This is a genomic window from Modicisalibacter tunisiensis (genome assembly GCF_020148005.1).
Taxonomy (GTDB): Bacteria; Pseudomonadota; Gammaproteobacteria; order Pseudomonadales; family Halomonadaceae; genus Modicisalibacter; species Modicisalibacter tunisiensis.
The window spans coordinates 555,012-572,628 of record NZ_JAGXFD010000001.1; the positions used below are offsets into that span (position 1 = coordinate 555,012).

Genomic DNA, 17,617 nt, shown 5'->3' on the forward strand with positions numbered 1-17,617 from the left:
CCACTTGCTTCTCCTCTCCACCGCCGGTGACGTGTCCCGTCGTCGGCAGCGGATGCGTACTTTACGCCCCACCTTCGGCCCTGACAAGCCCTCGGCCGAAAAAATTTTCGAGATCCTCCCAAACGCCCCGTTTCACCTGGCCACTCTCGCTCTCGCGAGACGCCGACAAACCGGGTGTGGATAAACCAGAACGCCCGCCAGAAGGCGGGCGTCGGGGGACATTTCCGGCGAAGAGCCGCACTCAATGCTCGACGTCGGTATTTACCCTGTCGGGAGCCGGCTGCCCCTTGAGCTTGCGCTTGGCGGCCATCAGCGGCCCTGAAGCCACGTAGCAGCCGAACAATGCCAGCAGCATCACCGACGGCTCCAGCGAGATCACCACGAAGATCAGCACGATCGCCAGCAGCGCCACGAAGGGCACCGGGCCCTTGAGGTCAATTTCCTTGAAGCTGTAGTAGCGGATATTGCTGACCATCAGCACGCCGGCGGCCACCACGATGAAGGTCATCAGCAACTTGAAGGCGTAGGCCTCGATCTCGAAGCTGTGGAAGACCCACACGCAACCGGCCACCAGGGCCGCCGCCGACGGGCTCGGCAGGCCGATGAACCACTTCTTGTCGGTGGAACCGAGCTGGACGTTGAAGCGCGCCAGCCGCAGGGCCGCACCGGCCACGTACACGAAGGCGGCGATCCAGCCGATCTTGCCGACATCCTGCAGAATCCACGAGAAGGCCACCACCGCCGGCGCCACGCCGAAGGAGAGCATGTCGGCCAGGCTGTCGTATTCCGCCCCGAAGGCGCTCTGGGTGTTGGTGAGCCGTGCCACACGGCCATCCAGACCGTCGAGCACCATCGACACGAAGATGGCGATGGCCGCCGCGGCGAAGTCGCCGTTGATGGCCGCCACCACGGCGAAGAATCCCGAGAACAGCGCCGAGGTCGTGAACAGGTTGGGCAGCAGGTAGATCCCGCGGCGCCTGACCTTCTTGCCATTCTCGACGGTTTCCTCGACGACATCGGTCTCCCGGGCGAACTCGGAAAACTCGGACTCGGCCGAGGTCGGGGGCGTTGAAGCGTGCGTATCCTGTTGAGGCTCTTGGGTCATAAAGTCTCGTTCCGTTGCCAGCATCCGGCATGAGCGCGCATTCTACACCCTGCCGCCCCTAACGATAGGCTCACTCGCCCGCCCATCGCCACCCGGGAAACGCCAGAGGCGCGGAAATCCGCGCCTCTGGAGATGCTGCCTGTCGTTCGGAAACGCTCAGTTCTTGCTCTTGTCGACCAGCTGGTTGGCGGCGATCCACGGCATCATCGCACGCAGCTTCTCGCCGACCTGCTCGATCGGATGCTCGGCGTTGAGGCGACGGCGGGCATGCATCGACGGGTAGTTGGTGTTGCCTTCCTGGATGAACATCTTGGCGTACTCGCCGCTCTGGATGCGCTTGAGCGCATTGCGCATCGCCGCACGCGACTCGTCGTTGATGACCTCCGGGCCGGTGACGTACTCGCCGTACTCGGCGTTGTTGGAGATCGAGTAATTCATGTTGGCGATGCCGCCCTCGTACATCAGGTCGACGATCAGCTTGAGCTCGTGCAGGCACTCGAAGTAGGCCATTTCCGGGGCATAGCCGGCTTCGGTCAGGGTCTCGAACCCGGCCTTGACCAGCTCGACGGCGCCGCCGCAGAGCACGGTCTGCTCACCGAACAGGTCGGTCTCGGTCTCGTCGCGGAAGGTGGTCTCGATGATGCCGGTACGACCACCGCCGATCGCCGCGGCGTAGGACAGGGCGATTTCCTTGGCCTGGCCGGAGGCGTTCTGCTCGACGGCGATCAGGTCGGGGATGCCGCCGCCACGGGTGAACTCGGAGCGCACGGTGTGACCCGGCGCCTTGGGCGCGATCATGATCACGTCCAGGTCGCTGCGCGGCACGATCTGGTTGTAATGGATGTTGAAGCCGTGGGCGAAGGCCAGCGTCGCGCCCTGCTTGAGGTTGGGCTCGATCTCGTTCTCGTAGATGGCCTTCTGGTTCTCGTCCGGCGCCAGCACCATGACGATGTCGGCCTCGCGGCTGGCGTCGGCCACGCTGGCCACCTTGAGGCCGGCACCCTCGGCCTTGGCCGCGGAGGAGGAGCCCTTGCGCAGGGCGACGGTCACGTCGACGCCGGACTCCTTCAGGTTGTTGGCGTGGGCATGGCCCTGGGAGCCGTAACCGACGATGGCCACCTTCTTGGCCTGAACGAGCGACAGGTCGCAATCTTTGTCGTAGTAAACGCGCATGGGGAAACTCCGTGATATCGAGCGAGTAAAGGATTGCGTCAGCGTTGATGGCCCGCCGTCTAGCGCGGCGTGGTGGACCGGTCGACCGCAGTGCGGGCGCCGCTCCTTGTGTCTGGAGACACGATACGGCAGGCACTGCGTTGCGTAAAACGCTATATTTGCAACATTTCAATTCACCAGGTGCAATACGCCATGGACCTGCGCCCCCTCAGGCACTTCCTCGCCCTGGCCGAGACCCTGCACTTCGGCCGCGCCAGCGACGCCTGCCACGTCAGCCCCTCGACGCTCAGCCGCACCATCGCCCAGCTCGAGGCCAGCCTCGGCGTGTCGCTGTTCGAGCGCGACAACCGTCGCGTGGCACTGACCCGCGAGGGCCGCCTCTTCCAGCAGTACGCCCGTGACACCCTGGAACAGTGGGCCCTGCTGCGCCAGACACTGATGGAGCAGAGCGGCGAACTGACCGGCGAGATCAGCATCTACTGCTCGGTCACCGCCAGCTACAGCTTCCTCTACGAGCTGCTCAGCGAGTTCCGCCTGCGCCACCCGCGCATCGAGCTCAAGCTGCACACTGGCGACCCGGCCGACGCCATCGGCCGGGTCATCGGCGGCGACGAGGACATGGCGATCACCGCCCGTCCCGAGGCGCTGCCCGGGTCGCTGGCCTTCAAGCCCATCGCCACCTCGCCCCTGGTGTTCATCGCCCCCAGCGAGCCCGCCGACTGGGTGCCCTCGCCGGACAGCCCGCCGGCGCAGTGGGCGACGACGCCGATGATCCTCTCCGAGTCGGGGCTGGCCCGGGATCGCACCGATGCCTGGTTTCGCCGCTTCGGCATCAAGCCGCGCATCTACGCCCAGGTCGCCGGCAACGAGGCGATCGTCAGCATGGTCGGGCTGGGCTTCGGCGTCGGCGTGGTGCCGCGGATCGTGCTCGACAACAGCCCACTGGCCGATCGCGTGCGGATCCTCGAGGTCACGCCGCGCCTGGCGCCCTACGACGTCGGCCTGTGCGTGCTCGAGCGCAAGCTGCGCCACCCGCTGATTCACGCGCTCTGGCAGCAGATTCCCGACACCCCGGCAACAAAAAGCCGCCCCCGGAGGGACGGCTCGACGGACCACGGCGCAGGCGATGCACCTAGAGGCTGAGCACCTTGTCGCCCCGGGAGATTCCCGAGACGCCGGTGCGCGCCACTTCCAGCACACCGATCGGGCTCATGGCCTGCAGGAAGGCGTCCAGCTTGGCGGCATCGCCGGTGATCTGCACGGTGTAGACGCTCGGCGTGACGTCGACGATCTGCGCACGGAAGATGTCCACGGTACGCTTGACCTCGTCACGCTGCGCGCCCAGCGCCTTGACCTTGACCAGCATCAGCTCGCGCTCGACGTGATTGCCCTCGGTCAGGTCGACCAGCTTGACCACGTCGATCAGCTTGTTGAGGTGCTTGGTGATCTGCTCGATCACCCGATCGTCGCCCACGGTGGTCACCGTCAGGCGCGACAGGGTGGCATCGTCGGTCGGCGCCACGTTCAGCGACTCGATGTTGAAGTTGCGCTGGGAGAACAGCCCCACCACGCGGGACAGGGCGCCGGGTTCGTTTTCCATCAGGATCGAGATGATATGGCGCATCAGGTCCGCTCCGTCTTCGAAAGCAGCATGTCACGCATGGAGCCCAGGGGCACCTGCATCGGGTAGACGTGCTCGCGCGGGTCGACATAGACATCGAGGAACACCAGCTCGTCCTTGTCGGCGAACGCCCGCTCCAGCGCCGGCAGGAGATCCTCCTCGCGTTCCACGCGAATCGCGGTGAAGCCATAGGCCTCGATCAGCTTGCCGAAGTCGGGCAGCGACTCCATGTAGGAGTGCGCATGGCGCGACTTGTAGTTCAGATCCTGCCACTGGCGGACCATGCCCAGCGACTGGTTGTTGAGGTTGACGATCTTGACGCCGACCCCGTACTGCTTACAGGTCGACAGCTCCTGCATCATCATCTGGAAGCTGCCCTCGCCGGTGATGCAGACCACGTCATCGTCCGGGTAGTTCTGCTTGATGCCCATCGCCGCGGGGAAGCCGAAGCCCATGGTGCCCAGCCCGCCCGAGGTGATGAAACGGTTGGGCTTGTCGAACTTGTAGTACTGCGCGGCGAACATCTGGTGCTGGCCGACATCGGTGGTGACGAACGCCTCGCCGCGGGTGACCTCGCAGATCGCCTCGATCACCTGCTGCGGCTTGAGCGGCTCGCCCGGTGCGGCCGGCTCGTAGAGCTTGCCACGGCGCTCGTCGCGCCAGCCGTCGATGCGTTCCCACCACTCGGTCAGCGCCTCGGGATTGGCCGGCTCGCGCCCCTGGACCAGGCTGATCATCTCGCTGATGACGCTCCCCGCCGGGCCGACGATCGGCACGTCGGCGCGCACGGTCTTGGAGATCGAGCTGGGATCGATGTCGACGTGGACGATCTTGGCCGTGGGGCAGAACTTGGAGGTATTGTTGGTCACCCGGTCATCGAAGCGCGCGCCGATGGCGACGATCAGGTCGGCATGGTGCATGGCCATGTTGGCTTCGTAGGAGCCGTGCATGCCCAGCCAGCCCAGCGACTGGCGGTCGCGCTGCGGATAGGCGCCGATGCCCATCAGGGTGGTGGTGATCGGATAGCCCAGCCGCTGCACCAGATCGGTCAGCGCCTCGCTGGCGTCGCCGGTGACCACGCCGCCGCCGGTGTAGAACACCGGACGCCGAGCCTTGAGCATCAGCTCCACGGCCTTCTTGATCTGGCCGGTGTGCCCGCGGGTGACCGGGTTGTAGGAGCGCAGCTTGACCTTCTTCGGATAGACGTACTCGTAGCGCTCGGTGGGCGCGGTCATGTCCTTGGGAATGTCCACCACCACCGGGCCCGGCCGCCCGGAGGCCGCCAGGTAGTAGGCCTTCTTGAGGACCGTCGGGATCTCGGTCGGGTGCTTGATGATGAAGCTGTGCTTCACGATCGGCCGGGTCACGCCGACGATGTCGGTTTCCTGGAAGGCATCCTCGCCGATCAGATGGCTGGCGACCTGCCCGCACAGCACCACCATGGGAATCGAGTCCATGTAGGCGGTGGCGATGCCGGTGACGGTGTTGGTCGCGCCGGGGCCGGAGGTCACCAGCACGGTGCCGGGCTTGCCGGACGCCCGCGCATAGCCGTCGGCGGCGTGGGTCGCGGCCTGTTCGTGGCGCACAAGGATGTGCTTGACGGCATCCTGACGGAACAGCGCATCGTAGATGTGCAGCGCTGCCCCTCCCGGATAGCCATAGATGTATTCAACGCCCTCATCCTTAAGGAAGCGGGCGATCATGTCGGCGCCGGAAAGCAATTCCACAGTGTATCTCCCCTGGAGGTCTCGAGTGCCTTGTCGCCACCCCGGCAAGGGTCGCGAAAGTCGAGTGCGGCGGTATGCCGCTGCCGGCCCGCGGCCGGCACCTGATGCCAAACCCTGGCGTTCTTCGGCCCGGATGGGGCCTGCACTCTGCACCGCGACGGATCGCCGCGTCGGGGGTTGGGCCAGGCAAGGCGGTTAACCCGTGCCCGGAAGTCCTTACAGGGCGAGTAGAGGCCGAAACGCCTACCCGTCACGCGGCGTTGGGGGATCGCCCGCTGAAGCCACGTCCCTTGCTCAGGAACCGTCAAGATTCCAATAGCCGGATAACCATGTCAACCACGGCGGCCTTTGCGGTGGCGGATTGCCCGGCCCGGAACATGCAAAGGCCCCGCCTTCCCTGGGGAAGACGGGGCCTCGGTGCGACGCGCCGAATGAATGCTTACTTGGCGAAGGCCAGGTGACCATCCTCGGTGGTGACACGAACGGTATCGCCCGGGACGAAATGCCCGGCCAGCAGCTCCTGGGCCAGCGGGTTCTCCAGCCGGCTCTGGATCGCCCGCTTGAGCGGCCGCGCCCCGAACACCGGGTCGAAGCCGACCACCGCCAGCTGGGCCATGGCGTCGTCGGAGACTTCCAGCCCGATGTCGCGTTCGGCGAGCCGGTCACGCAGCCGCTGCAGCTGGATCGCCGCGATCTGCTGGATCTGCTCCTGCCCCAGCGGGTGGAACACCACCACCTCGTCGATGCGGTTGATCAGCTCGGGCCGGAACTGCTGCCCGACCACCTCCATCACGGCGTCCTTCATCCGCGTGTAGGCGTCCTCGCCCTCGCCGGCCAGGCGCTGGATCAGGTCGGAGCCCATGTTGGAGGTCATCACGATCACCGTGTTGCGGAAGTCCACGGTACGCCCCTGGCCATCGGTCAGCCGGCCATCCTCGAGCACCTGCAGGAGGATGTTGAAGACATCCGGGTGGGCCTTCTCGACCTCGTCGAGCAGCAGCACCGAATAGGGCTTGCGGCGCACCGCCTCGGTCAGGTAGCCACCCTCCTCGTAGCCGACATAGCCGGGAGGGGCACCGATCAGCCGCGCCACGGAGTGCTTCTCCATGAACTCGGACATGTCGATGCGCACCATCGCCTCCTCGGTGTCGAAGAGGAAGCTGGCCAGCGACTTGCACAGCTCGGTCTTGCCCACCCCGGTGGGGCCGAGGAACAGGAAGGAACCGTTGGGCCGGTGCGGGTCGGCGAGCCCGGCGCGCGAGCGGCGCACGGCGTCGGCGACCGCCTTGACCGCCTCGTCCTGGCCGATCACCCGCTCGTGCAGCGCGTCCTCCATGCGCAGCAGCTTGTCGCGCTCGCCCTCGAGCATCTTGGCCACCGGGATGCCGGTCCAGCGCGACACCACCTCGGCGATCTCCTCCTCGGTGACGTTGGAGCGCAGCAGCTGGTGGCTCGAGGTATCGCCCTCGGCCTCGCTGGACTCGGCGATCTTCTTCTCCAGCGACGGAATCACCCCGTACTGCAGCTCGGACATGCGGCCCAGGTCACCCTGGCGGCGCGCCGCCTCGAGATCGATGCGCGCCTGCTCCAACTCGGCCTTGAACTGCGCCGCGCCCTGGATGCTGGCCTTCTCGGCCTTCCACACCTCGTCGAGGTCGGCGTACTCGCGCTCCAGCTCGTCGATCTGGGCCTCGAGGTTCTCGAGCCGCTTGCGGGAGGCCTCGTCAGTCTCCTTCTTGAGCGCCTCGCGCTCCATCTTGAGCTGGATCAGCCGGCGGTCGAGACGGTCCATCTCCTCGGGCTTGGAGTCGAGCTCCATGCGGATGCGCGAGGCCGCCTCGTCGATCAGGTCGATCGCCTTGTCGGGCAGCTGACGGTCGGTGATGTAGCGCTGCGAGAGCTTGGCCGCGGCGATGATCGCGCCGTCGGTGATGTCCACCCCGTGGTGGACCTCGTAGCGCTCCTTGAGGCCGCGCAGGATGGCGACGGTGTCCTCCTCGCTGGGCTCGTCGACCAGCACCTTCTGGAAGCGGCGCTCCAGCGCGGCGTCCTTCTCGATGTACTGGCGATACTCGTCGAGGGTGGTGGCGCCCACGCAATGCAGCTCGCCGCGCGCCAGGGCGGGCTTGAGCATGTTGCCGGCGTCCATCGAACCCTCGGCCTTGCCGGCGCCGACCATGGTGTGCAGCTCGTCGATGAACAGGATCACCCGCCCTTCTTCCTTGGCCAGCTCGCTGAGCACCGCCTTGAGGCGCTCCTCGAAATCGCCGCGGAACTTGGCGCCGGCGAGCAGCGCGCCCATGTCCAGCGACAGCACGCGCTTGTCCTTGAGCCCCTCGGGCACCTCGCCATTGACGATGCGCTGGGCCAGGCCTTCGACGATCGCCGTCTTGCCCACCCCGGGCTCGCCGATCAGCACCGGGTTGTTCTTGGTGCGCCGCTGCAGCACCTGGATGGTGCGACGGATCTCATCGTCGCGGCCGATCACCGGGTCGAGCTTGCCCTCGCCGGCGCGTGCGGTGAGATCGAGCGTGTACTTGTCGAGCGCCTCGCGGTTTTCCTCGGCACCGGCGTCGTCCACCGCCTGGCCGCCGCGCAGGCTGTCGATGGCCGCCACCAGTGCCTTCTTGTTCAGCCCGGCCTGGGTCAGCACCTTGGTGATGCGCTGATTCATCTCCAGCGCCGCGAGCAGCACCAGTTCGCTGGCGATGTACTGATCGCCGCGCGCCTGGGCCTCGCGGTCGGCGAGGTTGAACAGCCGCGCCAGATCCTGGCTCATGGTCACGTTGCCGTCGAACTGGCCGACGCTGGGCAGGTTGTCGAGGTATTCGGCCAGGCCGTCGCGCAGCTTGGCGACATCGCCACCGGCCTTCTGCACCAGGCCCTTGATGCCGCTGTCGCCGGCGTCGAGCAGCGCGGCCAGCACATGCCCGGGGTCGAGCTGGTTGTGGCTGCGTCCCACCGCCAGGGACTGGGCCTCGGCCAGGGCGTTCTGCAGCTTGCTGGTCATGCGGTCGATTCGCATCGAAAATCCTCCATTGGGGGCAATGGCGCGGTCGGACGCGCCACGCGGCCCTTGTCCGTGTTGACACTATCAATGGAGGTATGCTGGGCGAGTTTCAAGTCACCGGCATGGCGATGCACGGCGGGCTTGATGCGGATCAAGCCCGGACGGGATTCAGCGCAGCCAGATCACGCTGGCCATGCGACCGGTGACGCCGTCATCGCGGCGGTGGGAGTAGAAGCGCGATTCGCAGGCGGTGCAGAAGTGGCCACCGCTGACCTGCGCGAGCCCCAGGCGCTCGAGGCGCAGCCGGGCGAGCTTGTAGAGGTCCGCCATGTAGTGGCCGAGCCGATAGGGGCTGGGCTCGAAGGCCTCCTCGGCCTCGGCCTGGAACGCCACGAAGGCGTCCCGGACCTCGTGGCCCACCTCGAACTGGGCATTGGAGATGGCCGGCCCCAGCCAGGCCATCAGCTCCGTGGGCGCAATGCCCAGCGCGGCCACGCTGGCTTCCAGCACGCCGCCGGCCAGCCCGCGCCACCCGGCGTGCGCCACGCCGACGCGGGTACCGCGCCGATCGCAGAAGAACACCGGCAGGCAGTCGGCGGTCAGCACCACGCAGGCATGGCCCGCGTCACCGGCGACCGCCGCATCGGCACGCGGTGCTCGCTCGGCATACGCGGGCCGATAATCCTGGACGACATTGGCGCCATGCACCTGGTCGAGCCACAGCAGCGCCCGCGCGTCGCCGATCTCCTCGGCCAGCAGCTCGCGGCAGCGCTGCACGTCCCGCGGGTCGTCGCCGACGTGCAGGGCCGGATTGAAGGCCGCGAACGGCCCGCGGCTGGGCCCGGTCTCGCGGGTGGTGACGAAGGCGCCGACGGTGGCCGGGGCCGGCCAGTCCGGCAACAGCAGGGTCGGACGCTCGCTCATGAACTCTCCTCCTGGTCGGCCCGCAGGCCATCCAGCAACAGCCACAGGTCATCCGGCAGCTCGGCGCGCAGGGTCAGCGTCTCGCCGCTGTCGGGATGCATGAAGGCCAGCTTGCGGGCATGCAGGGCCTGGCGCGGGAAATGGCGCAGCAGCTCCTTGAGCGAATCACTGGCCCCCGCGGGCAGCTTGAGCCGCCCACCATAAAGCGCGTCCCCCACCAGCGGAAAGCGCTGATGGGCCAGGTGCACGCGAATCTGGTGGGTACGTCCGGTTTCCAGCTTGCAGCGCACATGGGTATGCCCGCGGAAGCGCTCCACCACCCGGTAGTGCGTCACCGCCGGCTTGCCGGAGACATGCACCGCCTGGCGCTTGCGGTCCCGCGGGTGGCGGCCGATGGGCGCATCGACCGTGCCCCCGGCGGTCATCACGCCGATCACCACCGCGTCGTATTCCCGCGAGACCGTGCGCGCCTGGAGCTGCTCGACCAGCGCAGTCTGGGCGGCCAGGGTCTTGGCCACCACCATCAGCCCGGTGGTGTCCTTGTCCAGGCGGTGCACGATGCCCGCCCGAGGGATGGCGGCCAACGCCGGCCGATGGTGCAGCAGGGCGTTGAGCAGCGTGCCGTCGGGATTGCCGGCGGCCGGATGCACCACCAGCCCGGCGGGCTTGTTGACCACCAGCACCGAGTCATCCTCGTGGACGATGTCCAGCGCGATGGCCTGGGGCGTCCAGCGCACCTCGTCCTCGAGCACCGTGTCCAGTACCAACCGCTCGCCGCCGACCACCTTGTCCTTCGGCCGGGCCCGGGCGCCATCGACGGTCAGTTCGCCGCGCTTGATCCAGCTCTTGAGCCGCTCGCGGGAGAAGTCGGGCAGCAGCTCGGCGGCGGCCTGGTCCAGGCGCAGGCCGACCATCGTCTCGGGGATACGCGCGTCGCGGTGCAGAGTCTCTGACATAGCTTGCCGAATGCCTGTAGCGGGAGTGGACGTGGGGTTTTCCCGGCAAGGCCTGTCCCCGCCGGTGGCGTGTGCTTTATAGTGTGGTGCTTTGACTGGTGACCGAATTCGACCGATTCTACCACGGCCCCAGACGATTGCCCGAGACGAGGATGACGATGCGTGTTGCTTCCCTGGCCGCCCTGGCCCTGACCGCCACCCTGCTGGCCGGCTGCGCCAGCACCGAGGTTTCCCCCAAGCTGCAGGAACAGGAGCTCTATCAGAAGGCGCAGTCATCGCTCGACACCCATCATTACAACGATGCCGTCAAGCAGCTCGAGGCGCTGGACACCCGCTACCCGTTCGGCCGCTACGCCGAGCAGGCCCAGCTCGAGTTGATCTACGCCTACTACAAGGTCGACAACTGGGAAGCCGCCCGGGCCGCCGCCAGCCGTTTCATCCGTCTGCATCCGGACCATCCGCAGGTCGACTACGCCTACTACCTGCGCGGCCTGGCCGCCTACGAAGCCGGCCGCTTCAGCCTCGAGGGGCTGGAGATGATCGACATCTCCAAGCGTGACCTGGGCGCCTCGCGGGATGCCTACGTCGATTTCAGCGAACTGGCGCGTCGCTTCCCCGACAGCCCCTACGCCGCCGACGCCCGCCAGCGGGTGATCTACCTGCGCAACGTCCTCGCCCGCCACGAACTGCAGATCGCCGACTTCTACCTGCGCAAGGGCGCCTACGTCGCCGCCGTGGAGCGCGGCAAGTGGGTGCTGGAGCACTACCCGCGCACCCCGGCCACCCGCGACGCCCTGGCCACCATGGTGGAGGGCTATCTGGGGCTCGACATGCGCGACCGCGCCCGCGAGGTCCTCAAGACGCTGATCGACAACGACCCGAACAACGACCGGCTCGACGGCACCACCTTCGAACCGAAGTACGTCGACGCCAAGCCGCTGACGCTGTAAGGGCTTCGGGCTTCGGGCTTCGGGCTGCAAGACTAAGCTCCAAAACCCAGAACACCTCCCTGGACCATGCCAGTGGAGGTGTTCTGCGTTTCGTCGCCCGCGGCCCGAGGCCGGACTCTCTATTCGCCGGTCTGCTTATTCGCCGGGCTGCCAGCGATTGACGATCGGGTAGCGCCGGTCGCGGCCGAACCCGCGTGACGTCACCCGCACACCGACCGGCGCCTGACGGCGCTTGTACTCGTTGCGATCGACCAGCTTGACTACCTTGTAGACGGCCTCGCGGTCGAAGCCGGCGTCGATGATCGCCTCGGCACTCATGTCGCCCTCGATGTAGCGCTCGAGAATCGCATCCAGCACGTCGTAGCCGGGCAGCGAGTCGCTGTCCTGCTGATCTGGCGCCAGCTCGGCGGAGGGCGGGCGGGTGATGACCCGCTCGGGGATCACCGGCTCCTGCGCGTTGCGCCACGTCGCGAGGCGATAGACCCAGGTCTTGTAGACATCCTTGAGCGCGTTGTAGCCGCCGACCATGTCGCCGTAGAGCGTGGCGTAGCCCACCGCCATCTCGCTCTTGTTGCCGGTGGTCAGCACCATCAGGCCCTTCTTGTTGGAGATCGCCATCAGCAGCACGCCGCGACAGCGTGACTGCAGATTCTCCTCGGTGGTGTCCTGCGGGGCGCCGGCGAAGCTCTGCGCGAGCGTCTCGTCGGCCGCCTCGACCATCGACACGATCGGCAGCACCTCGTAGTGCACGCCCAGCCGCCGGGCCTGCTCGGCGGCGTCCTCGCGGGAGATGTCGGCGGTGTAGTGATAGGGCATCATCACCGCCTGGACCCGGTCCGGGCCCAGCGCATCCACCGCGATGGCCAGCGACAGCGCCGAGTCGATGCCGCCCGACAGGCCCAGTACCACACCCTTGAAGCCGCTCTTGTTGACGTAGTCGCGCACCCCGGTGACCAGCGCGCAGTAGAGGCTCTCCTCGGCATCGAGCAGCGGCTCGATCTCGCCCGCCTCCGGCCGCCAGCCCTGTGCCTCGCCGAGAAAGCGCACCGGCATCAGGCCGGCCTGCCAGTGCGGGGCACGCACCTGCAGCTCGCCGGCGGCATCGACCACCAGCGAGCCGCCATCGAAGACCAGCTCGTCCTGACCGCCGACCTGGTTGGCGTACACCACCGGGCGCTGCACCTCGCGGGCCCGGTCGGCGAACAGCGACAGCCGCTCGGCCGGCTTGTCGCGGTGATAGGGCGAGGCGTTCAGGGTCACCAGGATGTCGGCGCCGGCATCCCGGGCACGCCGGACCGGCGCGCCGTCCCACAGGTCCTCGCAGATCAGGATCCCCAGGCGAGCCCCGCCATGCTCGATCACCAGCGGCGCATCGCCGGGCGTGAAGTAGCGGTGCTCGTCGAACACCAGGTAGTTGGGCAGCGACTGCTTGGCGTACTCGCCCAGCCACTCGCCGTTGTAGAGCACGCCGGCCAGATTGAAGTAGCCATCCTCGCGTCGGCCGGGATAGCCGATGATCACCATCACGTCGCGGGCGACCTTCTCGGCCATGCGCTCCCGGGCCGCCGCCAGCCGCGTCTCCATCGAGGGACGCAGCAGCAGGTCCTCGGGCGGGTAGCCGGTCAGGAACAGCTCGGGAAAGACCACCACATCCGCCTTGTGCTCGAGGCGGGCCTCGCGCACCGCCTCGATGGCCCGATCGGCGTTACCGGGTATATCGCCCACCAACGGGTCCAGCTGGGCCATTACCAGGGTCAAGTCTTGCATGGCTGGGTCATTCCTCGAATCACGGTCATGGACGGACGGGGCAGGCTGCCCGATAGGCAGGCGCAGTCGCTTCCCTTACACTACCCCATTGACGCCATTGTCCCGCATGGATCGCCGCCTGCAAAGCACCGGCCCATCCGGCGGGGGAGCCACGGGATGAACCTCTTGATCATACGCCTGATCATCTTCGCGGTCCTGTTCTGGGCCGGCCTCAAGCTCTATCGCCTGTACCGCCAGTGGCGGCTCGACCAGGACGACGCCAGCCGGCCGCGCACCATCGACGACGGCCGCATGGTGCGCTGCGCCTACTGCCGGGTGCACCTGCCCGAGTCCGACGCCATCCGCCGCGATGCCCTGTGGTTCTGCAACGAGTCCCACCACGCGCGCTTCCTCGAGGAGCAGCAGCCCAAGGGCTGAGCGACAAGCGGCTCAACCCAGCCGGTAAGGAGCGGGGTCGACGATCGGCTCCCGTCCCAGCAGCTCGTCCACCAGCAGGTGGGTCGACGCCGGCGCCAGCACCAGACCGTTGCGGAAATGGCCGGCGTTGACGTAGAGGTTGGCGAGCCCCGGCACCGCACCGATCATCGGCACCCCGTCCGGCGAGCCGGGACGCAGCCCCGCCCAGTGGTGCTCGACCTCGCAGTCGGCCAGCGCCGGAATGATGCGGATCGCGCTGTCCCGCAGCGAGGCGCGCGCCGACTCGCTGGTCGAGGTATCGAAACCGGCTTCCTCGAGGGTCGAGCCGGCCAGCACCCGCCCGTCGCCCCGCGGGATCACGTAGCGCCCGTCGAGCAGCACCACCCGCTCCACCAACCCCGGCGGCGCCCTGAACAGGATCATCTGCCCCTTCACCGGACGCACCGGCAGCTCGACGCCCGCGCTCGCCAGCAGGCCGGCGCTCCACGCCCCGCCGCAGACGATGACCCGCTCGGCCGACCAGCGCCCCTGCTCGCTGTCCACCCCCGTGACCCGCCCGTCGGCGACGCGCAGCCCGGTGACGGTCACGTCCTCCTCGAGCGTTACCCGCGGCATGGCCGCCAGCCGCGCCCGCAGCGCCTGGCCCAGCCGCGGGTTGCGGATGCTGCCGAGGGTCGGCATCCACAGCGCATCGCCAAAGCCCGGCGCCGCCTGCGGTTCCTTGCGATACAGGAAGTCGGCGTCGACCCGCTCCAGCGGCTTGCCGACCTCGCGCGCCCAGTCCATCGCCCGCGCCTCGTCCTCGACGCCCAGGTACAGCAGCCCCTTCTGGCGATACTCGGGATCGATGCCGGTCTCCTCCAGCAGCCGCAGCGCCAGCTCCGGGTAGAAGCCTTCCGACCAGCGCGACAGCGCCGAGATCGGCCGGGTGTAGCGCCAGGGATAGAGCGGCGAGACGATGCCGCCGCCCGCCCAGGAGGCCTCGCGACCACACCGGCCGCGCTCGAGCAGGGTTACCCCATGGCCGGCATCGGCCAGCTGCAGCGCCGTCATCATGCCGATGACACCGCCGCCGACGATCAGGAATTCATTCACGATGGGACTCTTCGTTTCGTTGGCCAGACCCACAATCTACCATGCGTACCCGTCGCCGGCAGCGCGGCTCACCAGCACGCCGCCCCGCCCTCGGCGTCGCGACGCCCGGCGCTGTCCAGGGTCAGCTCGCCGCAGGCATCCTTGCGCTGCGCTCCCTGCGGCCGTGCCGCCAGCACGAAGCGGCGGTCATCCGCCTGGCGCAGCGAGAAGGCATAGTCGTCGCTCTCGGTCAGTGCCGACGGCAGTGCCTCGACGGCATAGCTGTCCTCGCGGGCGTAGTGGCGTTCCATCCAGTAGGCGAGCCGCATCAGCGTCGTCCGGGCGTCGTCGCGTCGCGCCTCGCGCAGATGCTGCGTGTAGGCCGGCACGGCAATCGCGGCGAGGATGCCGGCGATCGCCACCACGATGACCAGCTCGACCAGGGTGAAGCCTCGGGCTCGACGCATGATGGCGCTCCTTCTCGGGGTAACAGGGATCAGCGACGGGCCGGCCGCCAGGCCTCGCGAACGAGTGGGGAGGAGGCGTCGGTCGAGGCCCCTGCCGTCGCCGCCAGCGGCATGACGACACGGCGCTGAAGCGTGCTTCGCGTGGTCTCGCGCCGTCCCCAGGCATGCGCGACGATCACGAAGGTGGCCCGGCAGGCGGCGTCCGGGTCGGGGCACTCGCTGCGTCGGTAGTCGATGATCAGCCGCGGCGGCTCGGCCAGGTCGGGGAGTGCCGGAGCCCCGCTGGTACCGTAGGCGATGCCGTTCTTCCGCCACCGGGCATCGCGCCAGCTTGCCGGCGACGCCGGCGGCTCATGACAGCGCCCCGCCGGGCAGGCCGGTGCATAACGACCGGGATCGAAAGCCTCATTCTGCAGCAGCCATTCGGCCTCGATCAGCGCCGCCGAGGCGGCCTGGAAGGCCGCCTGGCGATCCAGCTCGCTGTGGGCCATCCGTGCCTGCAGCGACGCACCCTGCAAGGCGCTGACGCCCAGCAGCGACATCGCCATCAGCAGGATCAGGGCGATGAGCAGAGTCATGCCCTGCTGGCCCCGGCCGTTCATGTGCCCGTCTCCGGGGGTACATTGCGCAGGCGCACGGTGGTGGCATAGACGCGCCGCAGGCGCCGATCCGTCGCCGTCACGGCCTTGCCATCGAAGCTGTAGGTCTGCGGCGCATCGAGCAGCCCGGCCTGTCGCGAGACCAGCAGCAGCTCGACGTGCACGCCGGTCACCGCGGCCCAGTCGCCCACCCCGGCGGCGCGGCGCCAGCGCCCTGCCGCGAAGTAGCGCACGGCCATCGCCGCCACATGGTGTTCCAGCGGCTGCGGCGAGTGATCGCCCACCGCACAACGCAGTCCCGGCTCGTCGCCCACCGTGAACCGCGTGACACCCGATGCATCGCGATCGACCCAGCCGCCCAGGCAGTTCTGCAGGGGCGCCCGAGTACTGCCGCGATAGCGCACGCGCAGCCTGTGGTCGTCGCCGGCGACACTGGCCGACGCCGCGAAGCCGTTTCCCGCCGGGAAGGCGTCCGGCGCGGTTCGCGGCGCATACCCGGCCTTGCGCAGCTCGCGATCGATCACGTCCAGCGCGAAGCGGCCGTCCTCCTGCATCCGCGACAGGGACGCCTGCAGCCGGTATATCCCCTGATACTCGATGAACAACCGGGTCATCCCGGCCATCACCAGCAGCCCGATGGCCAGCGCCACCATCAGCTCGACCAGGCTGACGCCCCGCTGCCGACCGCCAATGCCCGTTTCACAGCCGGGTCGACAGACTGACGTGTCGCGACTGCCGTGATTCGTTTCCCGCATCGCCACGCTCCCGCCACTGTACTTCCACCCGGGCGGTGGCCAGCACCGTATCGCCGCTCACCGTCACGCAGCCCTTGCCATCCGGCAGGGTATCCGCCACCGCACGCCGCCAGGCCCGCAACCCCGACGCCCCACCGCCTCCACCCTCGCAGGTGCTGTCGAAGGCCCCCGCCAGGGCGTCCCGGCGGTCGAGACGCAGGCGTTCGAGCATGTTGGCGGCGTGGCGCACGGCCAGCGCTTCCGCCTCGGCGCGCCGCTGGGCATGCAGGGCATGGATCTGCGTGGTCGCCAGCCCCAGCAGGCCGAACGCCAGAATGAAGAGCGTGACCAGCACCTCGATCAGGCTGAAGCCGAGGCTGAGCCTCGCTGGCCCCGACCGCCCTCGGGCCGCATTGCGGATCGCGTTCATCGGCAGACCCTGTTGCGGTTATTGAAATAACTACTTATAAAGAAAAGTACAATATAATGAAAAGTGCAAATTCAATGTGCCGTTCGACACGCCGTCACATGCAGGGCATCACCCTGATCGAGCTGCTGGTGGTGCTGGCGATTCTGGTGGTCTGGGCCGGCATCGGCGGGCCGGCCATGGGACGGCTGCTGCAGACACAGCGGCTGCAGGCGGCCAGCCAGACGCTCTACCAGGCCCTGCATTACGCACGCAGCGAAGCCGTGCGCCGAGGCACGCCGGTGCTGGTGGAAAGTCGTGAGCCACGGGACTGGAATACCGGCTGGCGGATCTACGTGGACCGCAATGGCGATGGCGAGCGCTCGTCCGACGAGCCTATCCTGCGCGTGGAACCTTCACCGCCCGGCGATGTGGATGTTATCGCCAACCGGCCGGTGGCCCGGCAGGTACGCTATGCACCCAACGGCTACTCGATGCGGGCGAGCGGGGCCTTCCAGATCGGCAGCTTCTACCTCTGCCCGCCGGGGCGAAAAGGCGATGCAAGGCGGCTGGTGCTGAGCCGGGGAGGACGATTGCGCATCGAGCGGATCGCTGCCGATGAGGGGAAGTGTGGCGGTTGAAGCGGTAACCGCTCGAGCGTTGTCGCTGCGGCGACAGCAGGCAGCG

17 protein-coding genes and 1 other annotated feature (1 of these 18 running past the window's edge) are annotated in these 17,617 nt (G+C 67.9%); of the genes, 4 read left to right on the forward strand and 13 right to left on the reverse strand.

What is annotated here, in order from left to right:
* Nucleotides 1-128: a sequence feature (23S ribosomal RNA rRNA prediction is too short), on the reverse strand; it reaches 160 nt to the left of the window's first position.
* A gap of 113 nt (nucleotides 129-241) precedes the next feature.
* Nucleotides 242-1,105, reverse strand: coding sequence for a CDP-diacylglycerol--serine O-phosphatidyltransferase (gene pssA / locus KGQ91_RS02585; protein WP_163650607.1), 864 nt, complete (start codon nucleotides 1,103-1,105; stop codon nucleotides 242-244).
* Nucleotides 1,106-1,261: 156 nt separating this feature from the next.
* Nucleotides 1,262-2,278 (reverse strand): ketol-acid reductoisomerase, encoded by a 1,017-nt coding sequence (ilvC, locus tag KGQ91_RS02590; protein WP_163650606.1) that lies wholly within the window; start codon nucleotides 2,276-2,278, stop codon nucleotides 1,262-1,264.
* 192 nt (nucleotides 2,279-2,470) lie between these two features.
* On the opposite strand from ilvC, the gene ilvY reads away from it, so the two are divergent.
* Nucleotides 2,471-3,421, forward strand: coding sequence for an HTH-type transcriptional activator IlvY (gene ilvY, locus KGQ91_RS02595; protein ID WP_224416403.1), 951 nt, complete (start codon nucleotides 2,471-2,473; stop codon nucleotides 3,419-3,421).
* Here the strand turns inward: ilvY and ilvN are convergent.
* The 5 genes from ilvN to rluD form a co-directional block, all read right to left on the reverse strand.
* On the reverse strand, nucleotides 3,411-3,902 hold the full coding sequence (ilvN, locus tag KGQ91_RS02600; RefSeq protein ID WP_163650604.1) for an acetolactate synthase small subunit: 492 nt from the start codon (nucleotides 3,900-3,902) through the stop codon (nucleotides 3,411-3,413). The genes ilvY and ilvN overlap by 11 nt on opposite strands.
* A complete protein-coding gene (locus tag KGQ91_RS02605; RefSeq protein ID WP_163650603.1) occupies nucleotides 3,902-5,626 on the reverse strand; it encodes an acetolactate synthase 3 large subunit in 1,725 nt (574 codons plus the stop codon). The genes ilvN and KGQ91_RS02605 overlap by 1 nt, the downstream gene beginning before the upstream one ends.
* A gap of 439 nt (nucleotides 5,627-6,065) precedes the next feature.
* Nucleotides 6,066-8,651, reverse strand: a complete 2,586-nt coding sequence (gene clpB, locus KGQ91_RS02610; RefSeq protein WP_163650602.1) for an ATP-dependent chaperone ClpB — start codon at nucleotides 8,649-8,651, stop codon at nucleotides 6,066-6,068.
* 153 nt (nucleotides 8,652-8,804) lie between these two features.
* On the reverse strand, nucleotides 8,805-9,560 hold the full coding sequence (gene pgeF, locus KGQ91_RS02615; protein ID WP_224416400.1) for a peptidoglycan editing factor PgeF: 756 nt from the start codon (nucleotides 9,558-9,560) through the stop codon (nucleotides 8,805-8,807).
* Nucleotides 9,557-10,516, reverse strand: coding sequence for a 23S rRNA pseudouridine(1911/1915/1917) synthase RluD (gene rluD / locus KGQ91_RS02620; protein ID WP_224420179.1), 960 nt, complete (start codon nucleotides 10,514-10,516; stop codon nucleotides 9,557-9,559). The genes pgeF and rluD overlap by 4 nt, the downstream gene beginning before the upstream one ends.
* Nucleotides 10,517-10,674: 158 nt before the next feature.
* On the opposite strand from rluD, the gene KGQ91_RS02625 reads away from it, so the two are divergent.
* The gene (locus KGQ91_RS02625; protein ID WP_224420180.1) at nucleotides 10,675-11,466 is read left to right on the forward strand and encodes an outer membrane protein assembly factor BamD; all 792 of its coding nucleotides are present in this window, start codon (nucleotides 10,675-10,677) and stop codon (nucleotides 11,464-11,466) included.
* 135 nt (nucleotides 11,467-11,601) lie between these two features.
* Here the strand turns inward: KGQ91_RS02625 and KGQ91_RS02630 are convergent, their stop codons facing one another.
* Nucleotides 11,602-13,233 carry an NAD+ synthase gene (locus tag KGQ91_RS02630; protein ID WP_224420181.1) on the reverse strand — a complete coding sequence of 544 codons (1,632 nt, stop codon included), beginning with the start codon at nucleotides 13,231-13,233 and terminating at the stop codon, nucleotides 11,602-11,604.
* Nucleotides 13,234-13,389: 156 nt separating this feature from the next.
* Here KGQ91_RS02630 and KGQ91_RS02635 point away from each other — a divergent pair, with 156 nt between their 5' ends.
* On the forward strand, nucleotides 13,390-13,650 hold the full coding sequence (locus tag KGQ91_RS02635; protein ID WP_163650597.1) for a PP0621 family protein: 261 nt from the start codon (nucleotides 13,390-13,392) through the stop codon (nucleotides 13,648-13,650).
* A 12-nt stretch (nucleotides 13,651-13,662) separates the two neighbouring features.
* Here KGQ91_RS02635 and thiO read toward each other — a convergent pair whose 3' ends face one another.
* From thiO to pilV, 5 genes are all read right to left on the reverse strand, one after another.
* Nucleotides 13,663-14,745 carry a glycine oxidase ThiO gene (gene thiO / locus KGQ91_RS02640; RefSeq protein WP_224420182.1) on the reverse strand — a complete coding sequence of 361 codons (1,083 nt, stop codon included), beginning with the start codon at nucleotides 14,743-14,745 and terminating at the stop codon, nucleotides 13,663-13,665.
* Nucleotides 14,746-14,813: 68 nt separating this feature from the next.
* The gene (locus KGQ91_RS02645) at nucleotides 14,814-15,191 is read right to left on the reverse strand and encodes a type IV pilin protein (protein WP_224420183.1); all 378 of its coding nucleotides are present in this window, start codon (nucleotides 15,189-15,191) and stop codon (nucleotides 14,814-14,816) included.
* 29 nt (nucleotides 15,192-15,220) lie between these two features.
* Entirely contained in the window at nucleotides 15,221-15,793 is a 573-nt protein-coding gene (locus tag KGQ91_RS02650; protein WP_224420184.1) for a pilus assembly PilX family protein, read from the reverse strand.
* The gene (locus KGQ91_RS02655; protein WP_224420185.1) at nucleotides 15,790-16,545 is read right to left on the reverse strand and encodes a PilW family protein; all 756 of its coding nucleotides are present in this window, start codon (nucleotides 16,543-16,545) and stop codon (nucleotides 15,790-15,792) included. Before KGQ91_RS02655 ends, KGQ91_RS02650 begins: the two co-directional genes overlap by 4 nt.
* Complete coding sequence (gene pilV / locus KGQ91_RS02660) at nucleotides 16,490-16,954, reverse strand: type IV pilus modification protein PilV (protein WP_224420186.1); 465 nt, start codon at nucleotides 16,952-16,954, stop codon at nucleotides 16,490-16,492. Before pilV ends, KGQ91_RS02655 begins: the two co-directional genes overlap by 56 nt.
* Before the next feature lie 74 nt (nucleotides 16,955-17,028).
* Between pilV and KGQ91_RS02665 the strand changes: the two genes are divergently transcribed.
* The gene (locus KGQ91_RS02665) at nucleotides 17,029-17,571 is read left to right on the forward strand and encodes a GspH/FimT family pseudopilin (protein WP_224420187.1); all 543 of its coding nucleotides are present in this window, start codon (nucleotides 17,029-17,031) and stop codon (nucleotides 17,569-17,571) included.
* Nucleotides 17,572-17,617 lie beyond the last annotated feature (46 nt).

Bases quoted from the DNA above. Each gene is read 5' to 3' on its own strand.
- pssA (WP_163650607.1), bottom strand. From the start codon at position 1,105: ATGACCCAAGAGCCTCAACAGGATACGCACGCTTCAACGCCCCCGACC.
- ilvC (WP_163650606.1), bottom strand. From the start codon at position 2,278: ATGCGCGTTTACTACGACAAAGATTGCGACCTGTCGCTCGTTCAGGCC.
- ilvY (WP_224416403.1), top strand. From the start codon at position 2,471: ATGGACCTGCGCCCCCTCAGGCACTTCCTCGCCCTGGCCGAGACCCTG.
- ilvN (WP_163650604.1), bottom strand. From the start codon at position 3,902: ATGCGCCATATCATCTCGATCCTGATGGAAAACGAACCCGGCGCCCTG.
- clpB (WP_163650602.1), bottom strand. From the start codon at position 8,651: ATGCGAATCGACCGCATGACCAGCAAGCTGCAGAACGCCCTGGCCGAG.
- pgeF (WP_224416400.1), bottom strand. From the start codon at position 9,560: ATGAGCGAGCGTCCGACCCTGCTGTTGCCGGACTGGCCGGCCCCGGCC.
- rluD (WP_224420179.1), bottom strand. From the start codon at position 10,516: ATGTCAGAGACTCTGCACCGCGACGCGCGTATCCCCGAGACGATGGTC.
- KGQ91_RS02625 (WP_224420180.1), top strand. From the start codon at position 10,675: ATGCGTGTTGCTTCCCTGGCCGCCCTGGCCCTGACCGCCACCCTGCTG.
- KGQ91_RS02630 (WP_224420181.1), bottom strand. From the start codon at position 13,233: ATGCAAGACTTGACCCTGGTAATGGCCCAGCTGGACCCGTTGGTGGGC.
- KGQ91_RS02635 (WP_163650597.1), top strand. From the start codon at position 13,390: ATGAACCTCTTGATCATACGCCTGATCATCTTCGCGGTCCTGTTCTGG.
- KGQ91_RS02645 (WP_224420183.1), bottom strand. From the start codon at position 15,191: ATGCGTCGAGCCCGAGGCTTCACCCTGGTCGAGCTGGTCATCGTGGTG.
- KGQ91_RS02650 (WP_224420184.1), bottom strand. From the start codon at position 15,793: ATGAACGGCCGGGGCCAGCAGGGCATGACTCTGCTCATCGCCCTGATC.
- KGQ91_RS02655 (WP_224420185.1), bottom strand. From the start codon at position 16,545: ATGCGGGAAACGAATCACGGCAGTCGCGACACGTCAGTCTGTCGACCC.
- pilV (WP_224420186.1), bottom strand. From the start codon at position 16,954: ATGAACGCGATCCGCAATGCGGCCCGAGGGCGGTCGGGGCCAGCGAGG.
- KGQ91_RS02665 (WP_224420187.1), top strand. From the start codon at position 17,029: ATGTGCCGTTCGACACGCCGTCACATGCAGGGCATCACCCTGATCGAG.